Raw genomic sequence first — 3693 nt, 5'->3', positions numbered from 1 at the left:
CTTCACGCCGAACGGCGTGTTGACCATGCGGCAGTATTTGTCGCGGAAGGCGGACCAGCTCAGCGGCTTGCCGCGCCCGTTGTCGATCAGCTCCGGGGCGAGCGCGCGGAGCATCGGCCACAGCTCAGTGGGATTGTTCGGCATCGGCGTGCCGGTCAGGCAGAAGACGTTGGTCGCATACTCGGCCAGGCCGCCGATCTTGTCGCACAGCGTGCCGTAGACGGCCTTCGTGCGCTGCGCCGCGCGATCCTTGGCGTAGTGCGATTCGTCGACGATCAGCACGTACTTCTTGCCGCGCACGACCTTCAGGACGTTCGGCGCTTTGTTGTAGCTGACGATGATGGCCCACCACCCCGCCTTGCGAAACTCCAAGATGGCTTCGCGCCAGCTTTCCTTCACGGCGGCCGGACACACGATAACGACCAGCTTGGCCTCAACCAAGTCTGCGCCACGGATCGCGACGTTGGTCTTACCGACGCGAGGCTCATGGCCGATCAGCGTGGCGAAGCGACCCGCCACGTAGTTGCCGTCCTCGATCTGGTATGGACGAAGCTCTCTACCCATTCACCACTTTCCGAGATAGTGCCCGACAGCCAGGACGGCGAGCAGCACGATCCACCCGCTCGGCACCGCCAGGTAGCCGAGCGCTACAATGTTCTCGCGGATGCTCACGCTCTGCCTTCGCAATAATAGTCGTGCATCGGCACGGGGCTGTGGCCGCTGCCCATACCGTGGTGCTCGACAAGGTCGCCACAACAGCAAGTCGTGCGGCAGTCGGCGTCGGCCGGGCAGTCCAATAGTGACACGTCGAAGTACAGCTCGAACGCTCCGGCGATGGTCAACGCAGGGCCTCGCTTCCAACAGACGAAGCCGCGACGCTTGAGCGCCGCGAACTGTCCGCCGATCTGATGACCACCAGGGGCCAACATCTCGTAGTATTGAGCGCCGTGTTGACCGACGCGCTCGACCACGCGTATCCCTCCGCGCGCCACGGCGAGAAGAGCGATGCGTTGCTTTTCGGTCAGCGGTCGGGCTACCAGCTTGCTCTCAGTCATTGTGCAGCACGATCTTTGTGCCGAACCCACCCGAGGCCGGACGCCAACCCATGTAGAACTCGACCGCGCCGTTGTAGGAGATGAAGGGCAGGGGTCCTGCGAACTTCAACATCGCCCACACCCACGGGATGTAGAACACGGGGTGGAAGGACGTGAGCACGATCCACAGCATCGCCATGAGCAACGCGGGCCAGCTAATCTGCGGCCATAGCAGCGCCCACTTCCAGCCGGTCTTCGGCGGCGTAGCGTCGCGCCAGGTGGTGAGCAGGACGGGGGCGGTGCCCTCGACGCGGTAGTTGTTGTCCTCGACGCCGAGGACGTAGCCGACGAAGTTCATCAGCGGGTTGCGACAGATGAACCAGTAGAAGCGGCGGAGCCAGATGTTCGTCACTTCCGGCAGGTACGGCTCGCCGTTGTTCACGTCGGGGACGTTCCAGCCATCGGGACCGACCAGCCACCAGAGCGGGTTGATCTTCTTCCAGAACGAGACCGGCGTGCGGTCAGTCATCACAATGGTTTCGGTAGTCACAGCTTAGTCTCCAATCCGCATTTGAGGATCGCGATGGCATCGGCCTCGTCGTCGCTCTGGGGGTTGTGGCCCCAACGCTTGACGGCCTCGATCATCTTGTCCTTGGTGGCCTGGGGTCCGCCGCCCTTGCCGGTGGCGAACTTCTTGATCTCCTGAACGCTGAGGCCGATGTACGGAACGCCGTATTCGTCGCAGACCTCATGCAGCTTGTTCGCCCACCCCATGTACGTGCCGAGGTCGAGCCCAAGATAAGCTTTCATATTTCCCCACTACTTTGACGATTGGACCGATCCATATGGTCGGCGTGTTAGTTCTGTCAACTTTTTCTCCTACCAAAAATAACTTCGTGAGGGGATTGCGTTTGCTAGAATCGTCAGGTAGAACTCCTACCAAGCTCCTGACACACACACAGCGGGAGCCCCAACGCAACCGAAAGGACTAAACGCCATGAATACCGTTGTTTCTCTCGCTCAGACTGTCGACGCTCAGCCGATCAACGCGGGCCGCGTCGACGTTTCCAAGGGCACCACCATCATGGACGCCTCCATGAACTGGATGCGTCGCCCGGCCGACGAGCGCTTCCTGTCTCTCCGTGATATGTGGAGGCACGCGAGGTCTCAGTCCCTTGTTTCCCGCGAGAAGGTCGTAGCGGTCAAGAACGTCGAGCTGCTTACGCCCGAAGTGCAGACTCGTGACGACTTCAACAAGCTCCGCGTCGGTTTGAACGTCGGCGATGGCTTCGAGAGCTTCAACTTCTCGCACTGGTCGTTCGGCCAGCTCTCGCAGCTCGCGGGTGCTCCGCCGTCCTATCTGCGCACGCTTCCGTCGCCCATCGTCGCCGACGCCGTGATGTACGGCCTCCGCAACAACCGCTCCAATCCCGAGGCTAAGTTCTACACGTCGGACAAGCAGTTATTAGCGGCTACCGGCCCCGACTATGGCCGTATCCCGAACCACGAAGTGATCGAAGCCGTGGGCAAGATCGCCGGTGACGGCGTCTCGAACGACGCGGCCTGGCGCGTGCCCGGCATGATGTCATGGTCGACCATGATGTACGACCCCTTCCACCCGGTCACCACGGACACGACCACGCTCTTCATGAGCGACCGCGACATGTTCATCTTCCTCACCGATCCGCATCGCCCCATCGTCGTCGGCAAGACGAAGGACGGCATGGACGACGTGATGTATCGCGGCTTCATCATCTCGCAGTCCGAGGTCGGCAAGTCGTCGCTCTGGCTCAAGGCCTTCCTCTTCCGTGGCGTGTGCTGCAACCGCATCATCTGGGGCGCGGACAACATCGAAACCGTCCGCATCTCGCATACCAAGGGCGCACCGGAGCGATGGATTCGCCAAGTCGAGCCCGCCCTGATCGAGTACGCCAAGGCGTCAGACGCGAAGATTGTACAGACCGTACAGAACGCCAAGGCCGCGCAGATCGCGCAGGACGACGACGAGATGGTAGACTGGCTCAACAATCGCGGCCTCTCGCGCAGCCGTGCTCGCTCCGTCCTCGAAGCCGTAGAGAGGGAAGAGGGCCGCAAGGCGCGCACGATCTGGGACGTGACCCAAGGCGTCACCGCCATCGCTCGGGAGCTTCCCAATACTGATGACCGCGTCGAACTCGAAACCCTCGGTGGCAAGCTTTTCGGCCTCGCCGCCTAGCACCTTGACGCTGATCTTGTGAGTCGAAATACCTAACTCGACTCACAGGACTCACAATCGACTCACAAAGCGAAAGTCACGCCGATGCCCAATGTCAAAGCCATCCTGATCGACCCCTTCGCCTGTAAGATCGAACACGTCGAGGTCGACGGGGACGATATCAACACCTACTACCGCGTGCTGTCGCATGAGAGCATGCCGGTCACCACGTTCACCACGGCCTACGCGGGCGTCCTCAAGGGGCGCGATGCGATCTTCGTCGACGACGAGGGCATCATGAAGAACGCGGAGCGCTGGTTTCACATGGCGACAGGCCACCAGCCGTTCGCTGGCAAAGGCCTGATCGTCGGCGCAGATCGTCGCGGCAACGCGGCCGATGCGGAGAGCGACATCGACACCATCCGCGCAGTCACCGTCTTCGCGCAGCCCTTCCAGAGCCGGTTG

The 3693-nt window shown here is 61.6% G+C and carries 6 protein-coding genes; 2 read left to right on the top strand and 4 right to left on the bottom strand.

Annotated elements, in window-relative coordinates:
• The 4 genes from OO70_RS50195 to OO70_RS50180 form a co-directional block, all read right to left on the bottom strand.
• Positions 1-519 (bottom strand): SNF2-related protein (locus OO70_RS50195; RefSeq protein ID WP_234337152.1); only part of this gene is annotated, 519 nt, incomplete at its 3' end.
• A 149-nt stretch (positions 520-668) separates the two neighbouring features.
• Positions 669-1055, bottom strand: a complete 387-nt coding sequence (locus OO70_RS50190) for a hypothetical protein (protein ID WP_096772449.1) — start codon at positions 1053-1055, stop codon at positions 669-671.
• Positions 1048-1563 (bottom strand): hypothetical protein, encoded by a 516-nt coding sequence (locus OO70_RS50185; protein ID WP_030529768.1) that lies wholly within the window; start codon positions 1561-1563, stop codon positions 1048-1050. The genes OO70_RS50190 and OO70_RS50185 overlap by 8 nt, the downstream gene beginning before the upstream one ends.
• Positions 1564-1580: 17 nt before the next feature.
• A complete protein-coding gene (locus OO70_RS50180) occupies positions 1581-1844 on the bottom strand; it encodes a RuvC family protein (RefSeq protein ID WP_043688209.1) in 264 nt (87 codons plus the stop codon).
• A 187-nt stretch (positions 1845-2031) separates the two neighbouring features.
• On the opposite strand from OO70_RS50180, the gene OO70_RS50175 reads away from it, so the two are divergent.
• Together OO70_RS50175 and OO70_RS50170 are read left to right on the top strand one after the other, a co-directional pair.
• Positions 2032-3249 (top strand): DUF932 domain-containing protein, encoded by a 1218-nt coding sequence (locus tag OO70_RS50175; protein ID WP_050513936.1) that lies wholly within the window; start codon positions 2032-2034, stop codon positions 3247-3249.
• Positions 3250-3333: 84 nt separating this feature from the next.
• Positions 3334-3693, top strand: a 360-nt coding sequence (locus OO70_RS50170; protein WP_043688207.1) for a hypothetical protein, incomplete at its 3' end; no start/stop codon positions are given.

Source organism: Streptomyces xylophagus (genome assembly GCF_000716435.1).
GTDB classification, from domain to species: Bacteria; Actinomycetota; Actinomycetes; order Streptomycetales; family Streptomycetaceae; genus Streptomyces; species Streptomyces xylophagus.
This window is presented reverse-complemented; position numbering and strand designations above follow the sequence as displayed.

Coding starts and splice junctions, on each gene's coding strand:
- OO70_RS50175 (WP_050513936.1), top strand. CDS start 2,032: ATGAATACCGTTGTTTCTCTCGCTCAGACTGTCGACGCTCAGCCGATC.
- OO70_RS50180 (WP_043688209.1), bottom strand. CDS start 1,844: ATGAAAGCTTATCTTGGGCTCGACCTCGGCACGTACATGGGGTGGGCG.
- OO70_RS50185 (WP_030529768.1), bottom strand. CDS start 1,563: ATGACTGACCGCACGCCGGTCTCGTTCTGGAAGAAGATCAACCCGCTC.
- OO70_RS50190 (WP_096772449.1), bottom strand. CDS start 1,055: ATGACTGAGAGCAAGCTGGTAGCCCGACCGCTGACCGAAAAGCAACGC.